This window comes from Atlantibacter subterraneus (assembly GCF_007570865.1).
GTDB classification, from domain to species: domain Bacteria; phylum Pseudomonadota; class Gammaproteobacteria; order Enterobacterales; family Enterobacteriaceae; genus Atlantibacter; species Atlantibacter subterraneus.
On the sequence record NZ_VLPS01000003.1, the window covers coordinates 391,372 to 410,907 of the forward strand.

Here is a 19,536-nt window from a genome sequence, read left to right on the forward strand (position 1 = left end):
TTATAATTTCCGACCTTTGATTCCGGGACACAGTAGAGGGATAACGGTCAGATGAGCGACCTTGCCAGAGAAATTACACCGGTCAACATTGAGGAAGAGCTGAAGAGCTCCTATCTGGATTACGCGATGTCGGTTATTGTCGGCCGCGCGCTTCCGGACGTCCGAGATGGCCTGAAACCGGTACACCGTCGCGTACTTTACGCCATGAACGTTTTGGGCAATGACTGGAATAAAGCCTACAAAAAATCCGCGCGTGTCGTGGGTGACGTCATCGGTAAATACCACCCCCATGGTGACTCCGCGGTTTATGACACTATCGTTCGTATGGCGCAGCCGTTTTCCCTGCGTTATATGCTGGTCGACGGCCAGGGTAACTTCGGTTCCATCGACGGCGACTCAGCGGCGGCGATGCGTTATACCGAAATCCGCCTGGCGAAAATCGCCCATGAGCTGATGGCCGATCTCGAAAAAGAGACGGTCGATTTCGTCGATAACTATGACGGCACGGAAAAAATCCCTGACGTCATGCCGACCAAAATTCCGAATTTATTGGTTAACGGCTCCTCCGGTATCGCGGTGGGCATGGCGACCAACATTCCGCCGCACAACCTCACCGAGGTGATCAACGGCTGCCTGGCCTATATCGACGATGAAGACATCAGCGTCGAAGGCCTGATGGAGCATATTCCAGGCCCTGATTTCCCGACTGCCGCCATTATCAATGGCCGTCGCGGTATTGAAGAGGCGTACCGCACCGGTCGCGGCAAGATCTACATTCGCGCCCGCGCGGAAGTGGAAGTAGACGCCAAATCTGGCCGTGAAACCATCATCGTTCATGAAATTCCCTATCAGGTGAACAAAGCGCGCCTGATCGAGAAGATCGCCGAGCTGGTGAAGGACAAACGCGTTGAAGGCATCAGCGCGCTGCGCGACGAGTCTGATAAAGACGGGATGCGCATCGTGATTGAAATCAAACGCGACGCGGTGGGCGAGGTGGTGCTGAACAACCTCTACTCCCAGACTCAGCTTCAGGTCTCTTTCGGCATCAATATGGTGGCACTGCACCACGGCCAGCCGAAGATCATGACCCTGAAAGAGATCCTGTCGGCGTTTGTCCGTCACCGCCGTGAAGTGGTGACCCGCCGTACCATTTTCGAACTACGTAAAGCCCGCGACCGCGCGCACATCTTAGAAGCGCTGGCGATTGCCCTGGCAAACATCGACCCGATTATCGAGCTGATTCGCCGCGCGCCGACCCCGGCGGAAGCGAAAGCGGGCCTGATCGCCCAGCCGTGGGATTTGGGCAACGTGAAAGCGATGCTGGAAGGCGCAGGCGACGATGCGGCGCGTCCGGAATGGCTGGAGCCGGAATACGGTATTCGCGACGGCAAATACTGGCTGACCGAGCAGCAGGCCCAGGCGATCCTCGACCTGCGTCTGCAAAAACTCACCGGCCTTGAGCATGAAAAACTGCTCGACGAGTACAAAGAGCTGCTGACCCAGATCGCCGAGCTGCTGCATATTCTCGGCAGCGCCGACCGTCTGATGGAAGTGATCCGCGAAGAGCTGGAGCTGGTGCGCGATCAGTTCGGCGATAAACGCCGTACCGAAATCACCGCCAACAGCGCCGATATCAATATCGAAGATCTGATCAGTCAGGAAGACGTGGTCGTCACCCTGTCGCATCAGGGCTACGTGAAGTATCAGCCGCTGTCTGATTACGAAGCGCAGCGCCGCGGCGGTAAAGGCAAATCTGCCGCACGCATTAAAGAAGAAGACTTTATTGACCGCCTGCTGGTGGCCAACACCCATGACACTATCCTGTGCTTCTCCAGCCGGGGCCGTCTGTACTGGATGAAGGTTTACCAGTTGCCGGAAGCGAGCCGTGGCGCGCGTGGCCGTCCGATCGTCAACCTGCTGCCGCTGGAAGCCAACGAACGTATCACCGCTATTCTGCCGGTGCGCGAGTATGCTGAAGGCGTCAACGTGTTTATGGCGACCGCCAGCGGCACCGTGAAGAAAACTGCGCTCAAAGAGTTCAGCCGTCCGCGTACTGCGGGCATCATCGCCGTTAACCTTAACGAAGGCGATGAGCTGATTGGCGTGGATCTGACCTCCGGCAGCGATGAAGTGATGCTGTTCTCCGCGCAGGGCAAAGTGGTGCGCTTTAAAGACGACGCGGTGCGTCCGATGGGCCGTACCGCCACCGGCGTACGTGGTATCCGTCTGATGGACGGCGACAGCGTGGTGTCGCTGATCGTTCCACGCGGCGAAGGCGCTATCCTGACCGTGACGCAAAACGGCTACGGTAAACGCACGGCGGCGGACGAGTATCCGACCAAGTCGCGCGCCACCAAAGGCGTTATCTCCATCAAGGTCACCGATCGTAACGGGCCGGTGGTCGGCGCGGTTCAGGTTGATGACTGCGACCAGATCATGATGATCACCGATGCCGGTACTTTAGTACGTACCCGCGTATCGGAAATCAGCGTGGTGGGCCGTAACACCCAGGGCGTGATCCTGATCCGTACCGCGGAAGATGAAAACGTGGTCGGCCTGCAACGCGTTGCCGAGCCGGTGGATGACGAAGAGCTGGACAGCATCGACGGCAGCGTCGCGGAAGGTGATGATGAAATCGCGCCGGAAGCGGACAACGACGACGATGCGGCTGACGACGCTGAAGAGTAATCGTTAGCAGTTAAAAACAACAAGGGCCGGATAATCCGGCCCTTTTTATTAGTTCATCCTTTCAACAATCATCGCAATGCCTTGCCCGCCTCCGATACACAGCGTCGCCAGTCCGAGGGTTTTATCGCGTGCCGCCAGCGCATGGAGCAGGGTAACCAGAATGCGCGCCCCGCTGGCTCCGATAGGGTGGCCGAGGGCAATCGCGCCGCCGTTAACGTTAACTTTCTCCATATCAAAATCCAGCAACTGGCCAACCGCAAGAAACTGCGCGGCGAACGCTTCGTTGGCTTCGATTAAGTCGATATCCGCCAGAGATAACCCGGTTTGCTGCAACACGTTTTGCGTTGCAGGCACTGGGCCCAGGCCCATCATCGACGGCGCAACGCCGCCGCTGGCATAGCCGCGAACACGGGCGAGCGGCGTTAAGCCCGCCGCCCGCGCGGCATCTTCCGCCATCACCACCAGCGCCGCCGCACCGTCGTTAATGCCGGAGGCGTTTCCGGCGGTTACGGTGCCGCTTTTATCAAAAGCCGGGCGCAGCGCCGCCAGGCCATCCAGAGACGTACCCGCTTTGGGAAATTCATCAACGGCAAACTGGATTTCCGCTTTACGGCTTTTTACCGTCACCGGCACGATTTCCCGGGCGAATGCCCCCGACTCAATGGCGGCCAGCGCTTTTTGCTGTGAATTGAGCGCGGCCTGGTCCTGCATGGTGCGTGTGATGCCGTGGGCTTTAGCGACGTTTTCCGCCGTAATGCCCATATGGTAGCCTTCGTTGGCGCACATCAGGCCATCACGCAGGATCACATCCGAAAGCTCGCCATCGCCCAGCCGGTAACCCCAGCGCGCTTTGGCGTTCAGCAAATATGGCGCCTGGCTCATGTTCTCCATACCGCCTGCCACCAGCGCGTTGGCCTGGCCTGCCTGAATCGCCTGCGCGGCCAGCGCCACGCTTTTCAGCCCTGAACCGCAGACTTTATTGACGGTAAAACCGCAGACCGATTCCGTCAGGCCCGCCTTCAGCAGCGCCTGACGCGCCGGGTTTTGCCCCAGCCCGGCCTGCAATACGTTACCCATAATGGCTTCGTCGATCGGCTGCCCGTCCAGACCGGCGCGGTGCAGCGCTTCCCGGATGACGATCGCTCCTAAATCCACGGCGCTAACGCCTGCCAGTGCGCCATTGAAGCTGCCCATCGCCGTACGGACGGCGCTAACGATAACGGCATTTTTCATGTTCGATTCCTTTTTAAAGCGACGTTAAAACAGCGTCAGACCGATGACGAAGATGACCCCAGAGAACAGCAGGGCGGTGATGCAGTAGCCCATGATGTCGCGCACACCGAGACCCGCAATCGCCAGCGCCGGTAAGGCCCAGAACGGCTGCGCCATGTTCATCCACTGTTCGCCGTAGGCGATAGCCATCACGGATTTACCCAGGTCGGCCCCTAACGCCTGGGCGGCAGGCATCACGAACGGCCCCTGGATCACCCAGTGGCCGCCGCCTGACGGCACGGCAAAATTAATCAGCGCAGAGCTAAAGAAGGTCATCAGCGGGAAGGTGTCTTTGTTGGCGACGTTAATGAAAAACTCGGTAATCAGGCCGCCGAGGCCGGAGTGCTCCATCATCAACTGGATACCGGCATAGAACGGGAACTGCACCAGAATGCCTGCAGTGCTTCGGGCCGCCGCGACGACGGCGCGCATATAGGCCATCGGGGTTTTGTGCAGCAGTAAACCGACAATCATAAACATCATGTTGACGGTATTAATGGTAATGTTGAAACCTTTCTCGGCGAAGTAATAGCCGAGATAAACAATCCCCAGCGCGCCGATGATCAGCGCCAGAATCCGGCTCTCTTCCAGGCGTTCCGACGGTGGCGCGTCTTTCGGCAGCACTTTCTGGAAATCCGGCTCTTCCATCAGCAGCTTCGGATCGACAGACACCACGTCGCCCGCTTTCGGCATCATCAGGCGAGTGACGAAAGGCATCACGGCAATCAGGCCAAAGGTGATAAAGATATTGAAACCGGTGAACAGCGTCTGACCGACCGGCACCAGCCCGGCGACATGCTCGACCGGGTTGCCCGGCGTGGCGGCCAGCAGCGGCATTGACCCTGAAAAGCCACCGCCCCAGGTCAGAAAACCGATATAGGCGCAGGCGATTAACAGCGGATAGTCTGAGCCGGGCACGCGGCGTGCCACTTCCCGGGCGAACATCGCGCCGACCACCAGGCCAAAGCCCCAGTTAATCACGCAGGCGACGGAGCCGAAGAAGGTCACCAGCATCACGCCCTGTACCGGCGTGCGGGCCGCCGATGCGGCGGTACGCAGGATTTTTTTTACCGGACCGGAGCTAGCCAGCGCGTGGCCGGTCACGATAATCAGCGCCATCTGCATGCCGAAAGCCAGCAGGTTCCAGAAGCCGTCGCCCCACATCTTCACCATATCAAGCGGCGTATGCGGCGTTAGCCACAGGGCGATGCCAAAGGTGAGCAACGTCAGCAGCATGGCGAAAATCAGCGGGTCCGGCAGATAGCGGCTGACCAGACGGGTCATAAAGCGGGAAATGCGGCCAATCATGAGGCACCCCGCTCAGCCATGGTTTTCAGGCCGCTGGAGATCGCGAATTCCGCTTCAGTACGGGCGCGCACGGTGTCAACGTCAACGCCAGGTGCGGTTTCGACCAGCCACATTTTACCGTCGATAAACTCAAATACCGCCAGCTCGGTGACCAGCATATTCACCGCATGCTGAGCGGTGAGCGGCATGGTGCAGCGGCGCAGGATCTTGGCTGACCCGTCTTTGGCACAGTGTTCCATGGCGATAATCACTTTGCGTGCGCCGGTCACCAGGTCCATCGCGCCGCCCATGCCGGGCACCATTTTGCCAGGCACCACCCAGTTCGCCAGATTGGCCTCCTGATCCACCTGCAATCCGCCCAGCACGCAGGCGTCCACATGGCCGCCGCGGATCAGGGCAAAGGACATGGCGCTGTCGAATATCGCCGCGCCCGGCAGAATACCGCACGGCTGCCCGCCAGCATTCACCAGGTCCGGGTGCTGCTCGGTCACCGGGCCGAGGCCGAGAAAGCCGTTCTCCGATTGCAGCGTGATATGCACATCCGCAGGGAGATAGTTAGCGACCAGAGTGGGCAAACCAATCCCCAGGTTGACGATATCGCCGTCGTTGAGTTCCTGCGCCACGCGGCGCGCAATACGTTGTTTAGCATCCATGATTAAGCTTCCAGGCTGATGATATGGTCGATAACCGCACCTGGTGTGACGACGTGGTCAGGGGCGATAGCGCCGACCGGAACGATTTCGTCGGCTTCCACCAGGGTGATATCCGCCGCGAGGGCGATAAGCGGGTTGAAGTTGCGCGCGCTGAGTTGATAGGTGAGATTGCCGAGGGCATCGGCCTGATGAGCGCGGATCAGCGCCAGGTCGGCACGCAGCGGCAGCTCGACGAGATATTTTTGGCCGTCGAGAGTAAGCGTTTGTTTACCTTCCTCCACCACGGTGCCGACGCCGGTGGGCGTCAACACGCCGCCAAGGCCCGCGCCGCCGCAGCGGATCTGCTCAATCAGCGTGCCCTGTGGCACCAGCACCACTTCCATTTCGCCCGCGATCATCCGCCGCCCGGTTTCCGGGTTGGTGCCGATATGGGAGGCGATGACTTTCTTAACCCGGCCATTAACAATCAACGGGCCGATGCCGACGTCAACAAAGGCGGTGTCGTTAGCGATCAGCGTTAAATCGCGCACGCCTGAGGCCAGCAGCGCGTCCACCAGACGGGGTGGGGTGCCTACCCCCATAAAACCGCCAACCATAATCGTCATGCCGTCGCGGAACAGGCGACTGGCCTGCTGTAGCGTAAGTTGTTTTTCTTTCATGTGACTTCCCTATGATGACTCCGTAATGGGTACGTAGCGGTAATAGCAAGGGAAGTGCCAGAGCGGGAGGGAAACTAAAATTAATTACAACTTACTGTTTGATAAGCGTTTTAATGGTACGTGGTCAGAAGGGCGATGGGCTGGAACCAGGCAAAGATTTGCATAGTGTGCAAATCTTTGCCTGGCAATAAATGGTCGCGGACGGGGTCAGTCGATGCCGTATTCCTGGAGTTTGTACATCAGCGCGCGACGGCTGATGCCCAGTTCCAGAGCAGTATGGGTGCGGTTTCCGTCATGTCTGGCTAATGCGCCCAGCAGCAGCTGTTTTTCATAGGCTTTAACGGCTTCTTTCAGGCTGCCCGGCATGGCGGCGGGCGGTGGTGCGCCTTCCGGGGCGGTCGATCCGCGCTGGAATTCCAGCGGAAGATCCTCCGCGAAGATCACCACGCCGGTACTCATGATCACCGCGCGCTCCATCACGTTAGCCAGCTCCCGAACGTTGCCGGGCCACGGCCAGCGATTGAGCAGCGCCAGCGCCTGCGGGTCGATCTCTATAATGTCGCGCTGATTTTCCACGGCAAATTTTTGGGCAAAATGGTTGGCGAGCAGCGGGACATCGTCATGCCGCTGGCGCAGCGGAGGGATTTCCAGGTGAATCACGTTGAGCCGGTAAAACAGATCCTCGCGAAACAGCCCCTGCGCCACACTCTCCGCCAGGTTCCGGTTGGTGGCGGCCAGGATGCGGATATCCACTTTGATGGTCTGATTGCCGCCAACCCGCTCAAATTCCCGTTCCTGCAATACGCGCAGCAGTTTTACCTGTAAATTGAGCGGCATTTCGCCGATTTCATCCAGCAGCAGCGTACCGTGATGGGCGCGCTCAAACAGCCCCTGACGCTGCCCCTGCGCGCCGGTAAACGCGCCTTTCTCATGGCCGAACAGCTCGCTTTCCAGCAGCGAATCGGGCAGGGCGGCGCAGTTGATTTTGATAAACGGCCCGCTGGCACGGCGGCTGTGATAGTGAATAGCCCGAGCGATCAGCTCCTTGCCGGTGCCGCTTTCGCCGGAGATCAACACGTTGGCGTTACTCAGGGCGATTTTCGCGGTATCCCGGCAGATTTCCATCATGCACGGCGTATTGGTCAGGATATGCCCCCACTGCCAGCTTTCGCTCAGCGCCTGGTGCAGCTCGCGGATCTCTTCTTTCATTGACTGGAGCTGGAGCGCGCGGTTAATCACCATATTCAGCTCTTCGAGATCGAAGGGTTTGATCACGTAGTCAAATGCCCCCTTGCGCAGCGCCTCTACCGCCGTTTCCACCGCGGCATAAGCCGTCATCAGCACCACCGGAATTTTCGGGTTGATGGCGTGCATCTGCTGGAGCGCCTCCAGCCCGTTGACTTCCGGCATGCGGATATCCATCAGCACCACGTCCGGCTGGCTGTCGCGAAAGAGCTGTAGCGCCTCCACGCCGTTGCGCGCGCACAGGGTGTGATGGCCGGAAAGGGTAAAGGCGGTATTGAGCATCAGACGCACGTTTTCTTCGTCGTCGACAAGCAGAATGCGGTACATGGGTTTCATAACGGCTGCGTTCCCTGAAAGTGAAGCGGCAAAATTAAGGTAAATGTCGCGCCGTGGCCGGGCTGGCTCACCAACTGGATGTCACCGTGATGGGCGTTAATGATCCGCTGGCTGAGCGCCAGCCCCAGCCCGGTCCCGGAGGCTTTGGTGGTGAAAAAGGGATCGAAGATTTTTTTCTGATGTTCGGGGGCGATGCCGCAACCATCATCCTGAATGGCAATCGCCTGATGGGCGTCGTCCCAGCGCAGGGTGCGAATAGTGATGTTGCCCCGGGTGCTGATGGCCTGAACGGCGTTAATCAGGATATTCAGCAGCACCTGCTTAAGCAGTTCGCCATCGGCGTCAATGGGGGGTAGCGAACTGTCGTAGTGGCTGGCGAAGTGAATGCGCGCTTCCAGACCGGAAGTTTGAATTAGCACCAGACATTCATCGAGCAACTGATTGAGGTGGACCGGCTGCCACAGCCCGCGGCGCGGGCGGGCAAAATCCAGCAGCTGCTGGATCACCCGGTTAATAGAGTCGATCTCTTTTAAAATCACCGCAAGATACTGTTGATGCGCTGGCTGCAGGTCATGCTGTTTCAGGATCTGCGCGTAGCCTTTAATCGCCGTCAGCGGATTACGCACCTCATGGGCGACACCGGCCATCAGTTCGCCCAGGGTGGCGAGGCGCTCGGTCTGGGCCAGCCGCCGCTGGCTCTCTTTACGGGCGGTTAAGTCAGAAAATATCACCAGCGCGCCGATTAATTCCCCCCGGGCATTATGGATTTGGCTGGTGGTCACGCTGATTTCGATGGTGCGCTCGCGCGCCGGGAAGCTGATTTCCAGCGCCACATGGCCGGTGCCCTGTTGCAGGGTTTCCAGCACCGGGCTATCGAAGCCGGTATCAATAAAAATGCTGGAGTAGGGTTTGCCGAGCAGCTCCTGGAGTGAATAGCCGGTAATGTGCTCGGCCGCCGGATTCATGGTGGTGACCCGGCCCTGCTTATCCACCGCGATCACCCCGTCGGCGGCGTTTTCAATAATCAGATCGTTAAGGGTTTGGGTTTCACGCAGCGTCTGGGCCAGCATATTGACGCTGTGGCTGATTTTACCCATCTCCCCTGGCAGTTCCGGCAGGCGGGTATGGTGATCCTGGGCGAGGTTATCGAGGCCATGGGTAATGACGTCAATACTGGCGCTGAAGCGCCGCGAAGCCAGCACGATCAACAGCAGGCTCAGCAGCAGGCCGACCGACAGCACCATCACGATATTCCAGTCCAGACGCTCCGCCTGTAGGCTGATATCTTCCGACAGCTCGTTAGCCCAGATATAGCCCTGTACCTCGCCGTGGCGAACGATGGGGATCATGGCGTTCAGAATGTGGCCGCGCACCTGTTTGCCCGAATAGACGCGCGGTTCACGGCTCGCCATCACCGCCCGGCCCGGATGCTCCGGCGCGATGGTCACGCCAACGTTGCTTTTATACTGCGCCTGCGGGGCATAGGTAATAATGGCATCCAGCTTGCGATGGTAATATCCCGCGCCAATGCCGGGAAACGCCTGGGCGATATGCTCGGTTGTGTCGCTGAGCTGGTGATTTAATGCGGTTATTTGCTGGCTGCGGGGCAACGTCATCGGCTGATTAAAGGTGTCGCCCAGCGCCGCGTCGAGCAGGCGCGTTACCGCCATCAGCTTCTTTTCTTTTTCGGCAATCAGCGCCGCCCGCCCTTCGTTATCCACCACATACCCCATGGTCAGCACAGGGATAGAAACCATACAAATGGCCATCACGATAAGCTGGTTGCGGAGTTTACGGGGGAAAAGCGGCTTGAGAATCTTCCGTAAGTGTGAAAAGCGCACGGCTAAAAATCCCTGTCCCTGAGAAGCGATAAACGATTATCGCTGGAATTCCTCGCCGTTTCCCGGCTGGCGTTCAAAATACGGACAAACACTGAAGATTGCGGCTCTGGCGTTTTACGGCTACCTTAACGGCATTATTTCTTTTACTACCCGCCACAGCGACCGGAACCACTTTGAAATACTTCGTCTCCTTTCGCACCACGCTGAAAGTTTCTCGCTATCTGTTTCGCGCCCTGGCGTTATTGCTATGGCTCCTGATCATGCTGTTTTCCGTGTTTTATATTGTCAGCGCCCTGCATGACAAAGAGTCGGAGATCCGCCAGGAGTTTAACCTGAGTTTCGATCAGGCCCAGCGCTATATTCAGCGCACCTCAGATGTGATGAAGGAGCTGAAGTATATTGCCGAAAACCGGCTCAACACCCCGGACGGCGCGCTGTTAAGCGCGGGTAAGCGCGATGCCAGCGCGGAAATCCCGGCCTTTATGCCGCTGTGGTCGGACTCCGATTGCAACGCGATGAGCAACGCATGGCGTGGTTCGCTGCAATCCATGTCCTGGTTTTTACGCTACTGGCGGGATAACTTTTCGGCGGCCTATGATTTAAACCGCGTGTTTCTGATCGGCACCGAGGACATGTGCCTGGCCAACTTCGGCCTGCGCGACCGCCCGGTGGAGCGCGACAGCATCCTGAAGTCGTTCCACGATCGGATAGTTAAATACCGCAATCAGCCGCAGGAAGAGCGCACCAACGGGCTGTACTGGATAGGCCAGGGGCCGCGCCCCGGCGTGGGGAATTTTTATGCCATCACGCCGGTCTATCTTGCCAACCGCTTACAGGCGCTGTTAGGCACCGAACAGACCATTCGCGTGGAGAACTTTTTCACTCCCGGCAGCCTGCCGATGGGCGTGACTATTCTGGATGAAAACAGCCATCCGTTGATTTCGCTGACCGGTCCGGAAACCCGCATTGTCCCCGATCCGCGCTGGGTGCAGGATCGCTCGTGGTTTGGCTATACCGCTGGTTTTAAGGAGCTGATCCTTAAAAAGAACCTGCCGCCGTCCTCCCTGAGCATCGTCTATTCGGTGCCGGTGGATATGGTGCTGGAGCGCATCCGGATGCTGATTTTGAACGCCGTGCTGCTCAACGTGCTGGTGGGAATTGTGCTGTTTACCCTGGCGCGGATGTATGAGCGGCGGATTTTTATTCCGGCGGAAGTGGATGCCCAGCGCCTGGAAGAGCACGAGCAGTTTAACCGCAAAATCGTCGCCTCCGCGCCGGTGGGGATCTGCATTCTGCGCACCCAGGACGGCTCGAATATCCTCAGTAACGAGCTGGCGCATAACTATCTTAATATGCTGACCCATGAAGACAGGCAGCGGCTGACGCAGATTATCTGCGGCCAGCAGGTTAACTTTGTCGACGTGTTGACCAGCAATAATACCAATCTGCAAATTAGCTTTGTCCATTCCCGCTATCGCAACGAAAACGTGGCGATCTGCGTGCTGGTGGACGTGTCGGCACGCGTCAAAATGGAAGAGTCGTTGCAGGATATGGCCCAGGCGGCGGAACAGGCCAGCCAGTCGAAATCAATGTTCCTCGCCACCGTCAGCCATGAGTTGCGTACGCCGCTGTACGGCATTATCGGCAACCTCGATTTGCTCCAGACCAAAGCGCTGCCGAAAGGGGTAGACCGTCTGGTTACTGCGATGAACAACTCTTCCAGCCTGCTGCTGAAGATCATCAGCGATATTCTCGACTTCTCGAAAATCGAATCCGAGCAGCTGAAAATTGAGCCGCGTGAATTCTCGCCGCGCGAGCTGATGAGCCATGTGACTGCCAACTATTTACCGCTGGTGGTGCGCAAGCAGCTTGGCCTGTACTGCTTTATCGAGCCGGACGTGCCGCTGGCGCTACAGGGCGATCCGATCCGCATTCAGCAGGTGATTTCCAACCTGCTGAGCAATGCCATTAAATTTACCGACGTCGGCTGCATTGTGCTCCATGTCGATCAGGCCGATGGTTATCTGCGCTTCCGGGTACGGGATACCGGGGTCGGTATTCCGGCGAAAGAGGTGGTGAAGCTGTTCGATCCATTCTTCCAGGTGGGGACTGGGGTGCAGCGTAACTTCCAGGGTACCGGGCTGGGCCTCGCGATTTGTGAAAAGCTCACCACCATGATGGATGGCGATATCGCCATTGATACCGAACCGGGCCTCGGTAGCCAGTTCACGGTGCGTATCCCGCTGTATCAAGCGCAGGCCGCACCGGGTGACGGGGTAGAGGGGCTGAGCGATAAGCGCTGCTTACTGGCGGTGCGTAATGCCTCTCTGCAAAGCTATCTGGAATCGTTGCTGGAGCATAGCGGCATCCGCGCCCAGCGTTACGAAGGGCAGCGCGCCGATGCCGATGACGTGCTGATTACCGACGATGTGTTCGACGGCGAGTGGGAAGGGCGGGCAACCATTGTCTTCAGCCGTCGCCATATTGGCGTACCTTTTGAACAGCGCGCTGGCGTATGGCTGCAAAGCGTGGCGGCACCGCACGATCTGATTGCCCTGCTGGGCCGCATTTACAGTATTGATGTCGGCGCGACGGGGATAAACGGCGCGCTGCCGGCCCCAACCGGTGCCAGCGAGCAAAACGATGACATGATGATTCTGGTGGTGGACGATCATCCGATCAACCGCCGCCTGCTGGCCGATCAGCTGGGATCGCTGGGCTACCAGTGTAAAACTGCCAACGACGGCGTCGATGCGCTTAGCGTGCTGGCGAAAAATCATATCGATATCGTACTCAGTGACGTTAACATGCCGAATATGGACGGCTATCGTCTGACGCAGCGTATCCGCCAGCTTGGCTTGACCCTGCCAGTGGTGGGCGTGACGGCGAATGCGTTAGCGGAAGAGAAGCAGCGCTGTATTGAATCCGGGATGGACAGCTGCCTGTCGAAACCGGTGACGCTGGACGTGCTGAAGCAGACGTTAGCGCTGTATGCGGAAAGGGTGCGCAAAGCGCGCAGATAAAAAAATGCCCTCCATCGGAGGGCATTGTCATATTTACTCTTTATCGGATGGCGCGAGCGTCACCGATGAAAGGTAATTGAGCAGGGCGATATCGTTATCCACGCCCAGTTTCATCATTGCCGACTTCTTCTGGCTACTGATGGTTTTAATACTGCGGTTAAGCTTTTTAGCAATCTCGGTCACCAGGAAGCCTTCAGCAAACAGACGCAGCACTTCGCTCTCTTTCGGTGACAGACGTTTGTCGCCGTAGCCGCTGGCACTGATTTTCTCCAGCAGACGCGACACGCTTTCCGGGGTGAATTTCTTGCCTTTTTGCAGCGCGGCCAGCGCTTTCGGCAGGTCCGTCGGCGCGCCTTGCTTCAGCACAATCCCTTCAATATCCAGCTCCAACACCGCGCTTAAAATTGCCGGGTTGTTATTCATCGTCAACACGATGATAGACAGATTAGGGAAATGGCGTTTGATGTACTTAATCAGCGTAATGCCGTCGCCGTATTTATCGCCCGGCATCGAAAGATCGGTGATCAATACGTGTGCGTCGAGCTTCGGCAAATTGTTAATCAGTGCTGTGGAATCTTCAAACTCGCCGACAACATTCACCCATTCGATCTGTTCCAGAGACTTACGAATACCGAACAGTACAATCGGATGATCATCGGCAATAATTACGTTCATATTGTTCATGTAATAGGCTACCTTGCTACAGCAAGCGATTGACGTAGGCGTCAATGTCACTGATATCTTTTTCAATACCTGGAGCATCCATCTCGCGAATATTATGCTCCAGCGTTTCACATAACTGCTTGCCGGGGACAAGATTGAGCATGGCGAACACCCCTTTCAGGCGGTGCGCCGTCTGAGCCAGCGCAGCAAAATCGCTTGTCGCTGCCTCAGTATACAATCTCTTCACATCGTCCGGTACTGTGTCGACAAACAGAGAATAATAGCCGCTGGCGTGAAGTTGCGCGTTTTCATCGCCGCCCAGAGGAGATTCCGGACTGGCTTCCTGCGCCAGTTGCTCTTCTATTAGTTGTAGCACTGCTTCCTGCAAAGCTGCGCTGATATTAAAATTAACACGCAGTTTACCCGGCGCTAACTGTTGTACGCGGTCCTCATCATCGCTTAAAAGCAGGCCGGTTGCTGTAAGATTTGACGGATTATCTGTTAAGAAAATATCAAACTCTTGACTTATCAGCCGTTCGTCGGGAGTAATGCAGCTCGCTCCCCAGCTTTCCAGCAGACGGACCACTACCGCGCGCACTTCATTTGATGTCACATCCACCATCGCGACGACATCATCCAGTAAACGCTCCTCGTCTTCTTCTTCCTTCGATTCCACCGCCATATTGAGATGCAGCGAGTAACGCGTGCCAAGCTCGTTGCGCGATTTAATATTCAGATAACCGCCCAGCTGTTTCGCCAGTTGGTTACACAGATAAAAGGTTAGCCCATTGGCTTTACCGAAGCGATCGGCAGACGTGTCGTTGAGGAACGGGAAATGCAGATTGTCGATTTCCTGTGCGGTCAGCCCCTGTCCGGTATTCAGAATGCGCAGAGTCAGGCGTTCGCTCGCCGACTCTTCCTGGCTGACTTCCAGCGTGATCTTGCCGATATCGGTGGTCGTCACCGCGTACTGCAACAGCATCAACAGGATTTTTTTCAGCGCGGCTCGGTCGCCGTAGCGGCTCTCATTGGCGGCCAGCTGATTTTTGACCAGCAGTTGCAGCCCCTTGCGCTTGGCGGCAGGCAGGACCTGCGGCACGACTTCATCAATGACTTCCTGGATGGAAAACTCGCTCGGCATGGTCTTCCAGCTTTCGGTTTCCAGCAGGTTAAGCAGCTGGATTTCATCCACCAGCCGCACAATTTCATCAGCCTGATTGAGCAGCGAGCGGTTGTCGGCGCTGGTGGCCATACCGGCCTGCTCCGCCAGCTTCAACACCGGCGTTTTCAGGGCTTCGCCAATATGCTGCATAAAGGCCGCGCGGCCCTGCTGGTTTTTTTCATACAGGCGCTGCGCCTGTTTCAACTTCTTATTCACCAGAATTTCCCGGTCCTGCTCGCGGATCACGAAGATCTGAGTACGCGGAACCACCTGGCTACGGAACTGGCGAATTTCATACAGCTCATTATTGATGGTCGCCTGAATCACCCCCTGGTGCTGATCGGCCATCGCGGTAATGTTTTGCAGGTTTAAATGCGGCAGCAGATGATCGGCGATGCCGTTGCTGATCAGCGTGCGGTTGGAATCGAGATCGTGTACCAGCAGGCCAAGCGGCAGCAGCGAGACAATCTCTTCATTCAGCGCGCGCAGCTTTTTCATCTCTCCCTGCCAGGAGTTAGGCGCGCTGTTTTCTACCTGGCGCGTCGGCTGGTTGCGGAACGTGGTATAGCCAAACAGCGCCAGCGCCAGCAGGCCAATATTCAGCAGCAGCGGTAATAAGATATTTTGCAGCGTTTCCATCAGCAGCGTACCGAACGGCACTTCCCAAACCAGCTTCAGATGGGTGGAGTTGAGCGGCGAGGTGATCTCGATACGCGAGCTGTTGAAGTTAATGGTGACGCTGTCCGGATCTTCCCGGTCATTGCCGGTCTGGACGCTTTGGGTGTTGTCCTGGTCGAGACGGAAGCTGTCCAGCGCCATGCCCGGCGGGATCAGATCGTTAATCGGTAAATCAAACGCTACTACCGTCGCCAGATGGCCTGGCTGGTTAAAGGTGGTGCGCAGGGTAAAGTAGTGGCCGTTTTGCCAGGCGAGGCGGCGCAGGGCGGAGAAACTTTCACGCTCGTCCAGCGCGTTGGCCTGTTGCAGCATCTCCGCGCGGCGTGAATCAACGACATTGCTGATCGACCCTTCTTTAAAGCCGGTTGAGAGATCTTTCAGTGGCAGCGTCGATACCAGGATCATGCTGTTATCCTGGCCGTTGAGATAGTACATCGACCAGGGGACGTTTTCGGCACCCCATAAGGTATCCAGATAACTGGAAATCCGCTGGGACATCTCCAGCGTTGAGCTGTCATGAGAGCCGAAAATTAGCGCTTCGGTTTTCCGGCGCGGTTTCTCAAGGTAGTAAACGTCCTGACGCAGGCGAGTCTCCTGCAACCCTTCGTTTGCAGGCGAGGTAGAAGGGGCGATATTGTCATAAATCTGCCAGGTGGCGTAGCGGTAGGTATCAATACGCTTGTGCAGCGCATGGGTGATATCCACGATCTGGTAGCTTTTATCTTTAAGCCAGGTATTGACGGCACTCTGAGTAATCACCCCCATAGTGACCAGCAGGACCACGATAAGCAGAAGAAAAAAGCGCGTGATGCTGCCCGGCATCAAAGAAAACTTGTTGGGAATCATTGTGTCTGACTGACTCATTATCGTGTGTTGTCCGCTGGCTAAAGGCGCAATAAAAAAACATAGAGCGTCGATTCCATGACGCGTTCGCAGTACCAGACTGCTGGCGTGCAGAGATACCGACACCGCAGTATAAAGCGAACAGCGTGATTTTCCAGACCAGACAAGCGAAAGCAGGTGCGATGAGCGGACCAGCAGTGAACAAACTCTGCGGCCAATTAAAAAAATAACCTACTGGAATTAATACTGAAAAAAAGAAGTGAAGCGAAGCGGTAATAGCACAAATAATCAAAGCGAAGCGGCAAATTTAATTATGTTGCTTTATTCTTGTGCCGAATGGCAAGGTGCGGGTGAAAAGCCGCGTAGCACAAATTTATTCAACTAACGTAAAGAAGCGTAAAAAAAACCGGATGCAAGCATCCGGTTGAAATAGGGGTAAAACTGACATTCGGGATCGAATGACGGTAATAAATAAAGTTAATGATGATAGCGATATCTATTTTAGTGATGAAGAGAGAAAAGGTTTTATCATTCAGTGCGGTAAAAATTCTTTTTATTTAAGTTATTGTTATTATTGGTTTATTGGTATTTTTTGATTTTCAGTGCGATTATTTTTAGCTATTCGTGCTAAAAAAAGTTCCCTGATTTTTACATATTGTTACACCTATAATGCAAAATGAAACACCTTAAAAGTTTTAGTATCATATTCGCATTGGATTAATCTGTATTTGTTTTGGACAATGGGGTCGCCGACTGATTAGAGGATTAATCAGTAAGCAGTGGTAATAAGAAAAGGCATATATAAAGGCATATAACAGAGGGTTAATAACATGAAAGTTAAAGTCCTGTCCTTATTGGTACCGGCGCTGTTGATCGCGGGTACTGCAAATGCGGCTGAAGTTTATAACAAAGACGGCAACAAATTAGACCTGTACGGTAAAGTAGACGGTCTGCACTATTTCTCTGATGACGATGGTTCTGACGGCGATCAGACTTACATTCGTCTCGGCTTCAAAGGCGAAACCCAGGTTAACGACCAGATCACCGGTTACGGCCAGTGGGAATACCAGGTTCAGGGCAACACCACTGAAAGCGAAAACGACGCCTGGACTCGTCTGGCGTTCGCGGGCCTGAAAGTGGGCGATGCCGGTTCTTTCGACTACGGTCGTAACTACGGCGTAGTTTATGACGTTACTTCCTGGACTGACGTGCTGCCGGAATTTGGTGGCGACACTTACGGTTCTGATAACTTCCTGCAATCCCGTGCTAACGGCGTTGCTACCTACCGTAACACCGACTTCTTCGGTCTGGTTGACGGCCTGAACTTTGCTCTGCAATACCAGGGTAAAAACGGCAGCGTTAGCGGTGAAGACTTCGGCGGTCGTGGCGTGCTGAAACAGAACGGCGACGCGTACGGCGCATCTGTGACCTACGATCTGGGCGCTGGCTTCGGTATCGGTGGTGCGATGTCCTCTTCCAAACGTACTGCTGACCAGAACAACCTGGCTGGCATCTACGGTAACGGCGACCACGCAGAAACCTACTCTGGCGGCCTGAAATATGACGCCAACAACCTGTACCTGGCTGCACAGTACACCCAGACTTACAACGCGACCCGTTTCGGCGGTGACTCCAGCGCGGCTGCCTACGGTTTTGCTGACAAAGCGCAGAACTTCGAAGTGGTTGCTCAGTACCAGTTCGACTTCGGCCTGCGTCCGTCCGTGGCTTACCTGCAGTCTAAAGGTAAAGACATTTCCAACGGCGTGAACAACTACGGCGACCAGGATCTGCTGAAATATGTTGATGTAGGCGCGACTTACTACTTCAACAAAAACATGTCCACCTACGTTGACTACAAAATCAACCTGCTGGACGAAAACCAGTTCACCCGTGACGCGCGTATCGCTACCGATGATATCGTTGCGCTGGGCCTGGTTTACCAGTTCTGATTTCGCACTATTTGTATCAAGGGAGCCTGCGGGCTCCCTTTTTTTATCCCGCTTCCCGACAATGTTCGATTTTTGTTGTACCCTGCGGGCCTCAACAGAGGGGTAGCAATGAGACGTTTATCAGGATTTTGCATCGGAATGGTGGCCGCCGTTCTGCTGCTTTCAGGATGCGATAATTCGCAGCAATCGGCTGAACCTGCCCAGCGGGCCGTGGTGCTGGAAGGCAAAACCATGGGAACGTTCTGGCGGGTGAGCCTCGCGGGCGTTGAACCGTCGCGCGAAGCGGCGCTGCGCGAAAAGATTCAGGCCCAGCTGGATGGCGACGATCGGCTGCTTTCTACCTGGAAAAACGATTCGGCGCTGATGCAGTTCAACCATTCCGCCAGCACCGATCCCTGGCCGGTGAGCGAGGCCATGAGCGATATCGTGACGCTGGCGCTGCGTATCGGCCATAAAACCCAGGGCGCGATGGACATCACCGTGGGTCCGCTGGTGAATTTATGGGGTTTTGGCCCGGACAAACAGCCGGTGAAAACGCCGTCTGACGCCGATATTGAGCAGGCGAAGAACCGCGTCGGGCTTGAGCATCTGAAGGTGATCCAGTCGGCAGGCGCGCAGTATCTGCAAAAAGAGATCCCCGATCTGTTTGTCGATCTCTCCACCGTAGGCGAAGGCTACGCTGCCGATCATCTGGCGCGCCTGATGGAGCAGGAGGGCATCAGCCGCTATTTAGTCTCCGTAGGCGGCGCGCTGGTCAGCCGGGGCACCAATCCTGAAGGCCGCTCATGGCGGGTGGCTATCCAGCAGCCGACGGACCGGGAAAACGCCGTTGCCGCGGTGGTGGATATTAACGGCCATGGCATCAGCACCGCCGGGAGCTATCGCAACTACTATGAGCTGGACGGCAAGCGCCTGTCGCACGTGATCGACCCGGTTACCGGGCATCCAATCCAGCATACGCTGGTCTCTGCCACGGTGATCGCCCCCACGGCGCTGGAAGCCGACGGCTGGGACACCGGGCTGATGGTGCTGGGGCCAGAAAAAGCCAAAGCGCTGGCGCTGGAGCAAAAGCTGGCGGTGTATCTGATCGTCAAAGAGCCGAAGGGCTTTTCTACCTGGATGTCGCCGCAGTTTGAAACCTTCCTGCTGTCGCAGAAAAATTAAAAAGCAAGAAACTGAGTTTTTTGGCGCAGCCCCGCTGGCAAAGTGGGGCTAC

General features: G+C 56.3%; 12 protein-coding genes. 4 read left to right on the top strand and 8 right to left on the bottom strand.

Going from position 1 to position 19,536, the window contains the following annotated elements; all coding sequences use genetic code 11:
* Positions 1 to 51: 51 nt before the first annotated feature.
* Entirely contained in the window at positions 52 to 2,688 is a 2,637-nt protein-coding gene (gene gyrA / locus FND52_RS07625; protein ID WP_125291576.1) for a DNA topoisomerase (ATP-hydrolyzing) subunit A, read from the top strand.
* Between the two features lie 48 nt (positions 2,689 to 2,736).
* Here the strand turns inward: gyrA and FND52_RS07630 are convergent, their stop codons facing one another.
* From FND52_RS07630 to atoS, 6 genes are all read right to left on the bottom strand, one after another.
* On the bottom strand, positions 2,737 to 3,921 hold the full coding sequence (locus tag FND52_RS07630; RefSeq protein ID WP_144130304.1) for an acetyl-CoA C-acetyltransferase: 1,185 nt from the start codon (positions 3,919 to 3,921) through the stop codon (positions 2,737 to 2,739).
* Between the two features lie 24 nt (positions 3,922 to 3,945).
* Positions 3,946 to 5,268, bottom strand: coding sequence for a TIGR00366 family protein (locus FND52_RS07635; protein WP_144130306.1), 1,323 nt, complete (start codon positions 5,266 to 5,268; stop codon positions 3,946 to 3,948).
* The gene (locus FND52_RS07640; protein ID WP_144130308.1) at positions 5,265 to 5,921 is read right to left on the bottom strand and encodes a 3-oxoacid CoA-transferase subunit B; all 657 of its coding nucleotides are present in this window, start codon (positions 5,919 to 5,921) and stop codon (positions 5,265 to 5,267) included. The genes FND52_RS07635 and FND52_RS07640 overlap by 4 nt, the downstream gene beginning before the upstream one ends.
* Positions 5,922 to 5,923: 2 nt before the next feature.
* Positions 5,924 to 6,580: an acetate CoA-transferase subunit alpha gene (atoD, locus tag FND52_RS07645; RefSeq protein ID WP_144130310.1), complete on the bottom strand. Its 657-nt coding sequence runs from the start codon at positions 6,578 to 6,580 to the stop codon at positions 5,924 to 5,926.
* 207 nt (positions 6,581 to 6,787) lie between these two features.
* The gene (atoC, locus tag FND52_RS07650) at positions 6,788 to 8,161 is read right to left on the bottom strand and encodes an acetoacetate metabolism transcriptional regulator AtoC (protein ID WP_144130312.1); all 1,374 of its coding nucleotides are present in this window, start codon (positions 8,159 to 8,161) and stop codon (positions 6,788 to 6,790) included.
* The gene (gene atoS / locus FND52_RS07655) at positions 8,158 to 9,978 is read right to left on the bottom strand and encodes a two-component system sensor histidine kinase AtoS (protein WP_144130567.1); all 1,821 of its coding nucleotides are present in this window, start codon (positions 9,976 to 9,978) and stop codon (positions 8,158 to 8,160) included. The genes atoC and atoS overlap by 4 nt, the downstream gene beginning before the upstream one ends.
* Before the next feature lie 197 nt (positions 9,979 to 10,175).
* On the opposite strand from atoS, the gene rcsC reads away from it, so the two are divergent.
* Positions 10,176 to 13,025 (top strand): two-component system sensor histidine kinase RcsC, encoded by a 2,850-nt coding sequence (rcsC, locus tag FND52_RS07660; protein ID WP_125291582.1) that lies wholly within the window; start codon positions 10,176 to 10,178, stop codon positions 13,023 to 13,025.
* A 33-nt stretch (positions 13,026 to 13,058) separates the two neighbouring features.
* Here rcsC and rcsB read toward each other — a convergent pair whose 3' ends face one another.
* Positions 13,059 to 13,709: a response regulator transcription factor RcsB gene (gene rcsB / locus FND52_RS07665; RefSeq protein ID WP_125291583.1), complete on the bottom strand. Its 651-nt coding sequence runs from the start codon at positions 13,707 to 13,709 to the stop codon at positions 13,059 to 13,061.
* A 16-nt stretch (positions 13,710 to 13,725) separates the two neighbouring features.
* Entirely contained in the window at positions 13,726 to 16,392 is a 2,667-nt protein-coding gene (gene rcsD / locus FND52_RS07670) for a phosphotransferase RcsD (protein ID WP_144130314.1), read from the bottom strand.
* An 809-nt stretch (positions 16,393 to 17,201) separates the two neighbouring features.
* On the opposite strand from rcsD, the gene FND52_RS07675 reads away from it, so the two are divergent.
* Entirely contained in the window at positions 17,202 to 18,320 is a 1,119-nt protein-coding gene (locus tag FND52_RS07675) for a porin OmpC (RefSeq protein ID WP_125291585.1), read from the top strand.
* A 138-nt stretch (positions 18,321 to 18,458) separates the two neighbouring features.
* On the top strand, positions 18,459 to 19,484 hold the full coding sequence (gene apbE / locus FND52_RS07680; RefSeq protein WP_144130568.1) for an FAD:protein FMN transferase ApbE: 1,026 nt from the start codon (positions 18,459 to 18,461) through the stop codon (positions 19,482 to 19,484).
* Positions 19,485 to 19,536 lie beyond the last annotated feature (52 nt).

Coding starts and splice junctions, on each gene's coding strand:
- rcsD (WP_144130314.1), bottom strand. CDS start 16,392: ATGAGTCAGTCAGACACAATGATTCCCAACAAGTTTTCTTTGATGCCG.
- atoD (WP_144130310.1), bottom strand. CDS start 6,580: ATGAAAGAAAAACAACTTACGCTACAGCAGGCCAGTCGCCTGTTCCGC.
- FND52_RS07640 (WP_144130308.1), bottom strand. CDS start 5,921: ATGGATGCTAAACAACGTATTGCGCGCCGCGTGGCGCAGGAACTCAAC.
- atoC (WP_144130312.1), bottom strand. CDS start 8,161: ATGAAACCCATGTACCGCATTCTGCTTGTCGACGACGAAGAAAACGTG.
- rcsB (WP_125291583.1), bottom strand. CDS start 13,709: ATGAACAATATGAACGTAATTATTGCCGATGATCATCCGATTGTACTG.
- FND52_RS07635 (WP_144130306.1), bottom strand. CDS start 5,268: ATGATTGGCCGCATTTCCCGCTTTATGACCCGTCTGGTCAGCCGCTAT.
- FND52_RS07630 (WP_144130304.1), bottom strand. CDS start 3,921: ATGAAAAATGCCGTTATCGTTAGCGCCGTCCGTACGGCGATGGGCAGC.
- apbE (WP_144130568.1), top strand. CDS start 18,459: ATGGTGGCCGCCGTTCTGCTGCTTTCAGGATGCGATAATTCGCAGCAA.
- gyrA (WP_125291576.1), top strand. CDS start 52: ATGAGCGACCTTGCCAGAGAAATTACACCGGTCAACATTGAGGAAGAG.
- FND52_RS07675 (WP_125291585.1), top strand. CDS start 17,202: ATGAAAGTTAAAGTCCTGTCCTTATTGGTACCGGCGCTGTTGATCGCG.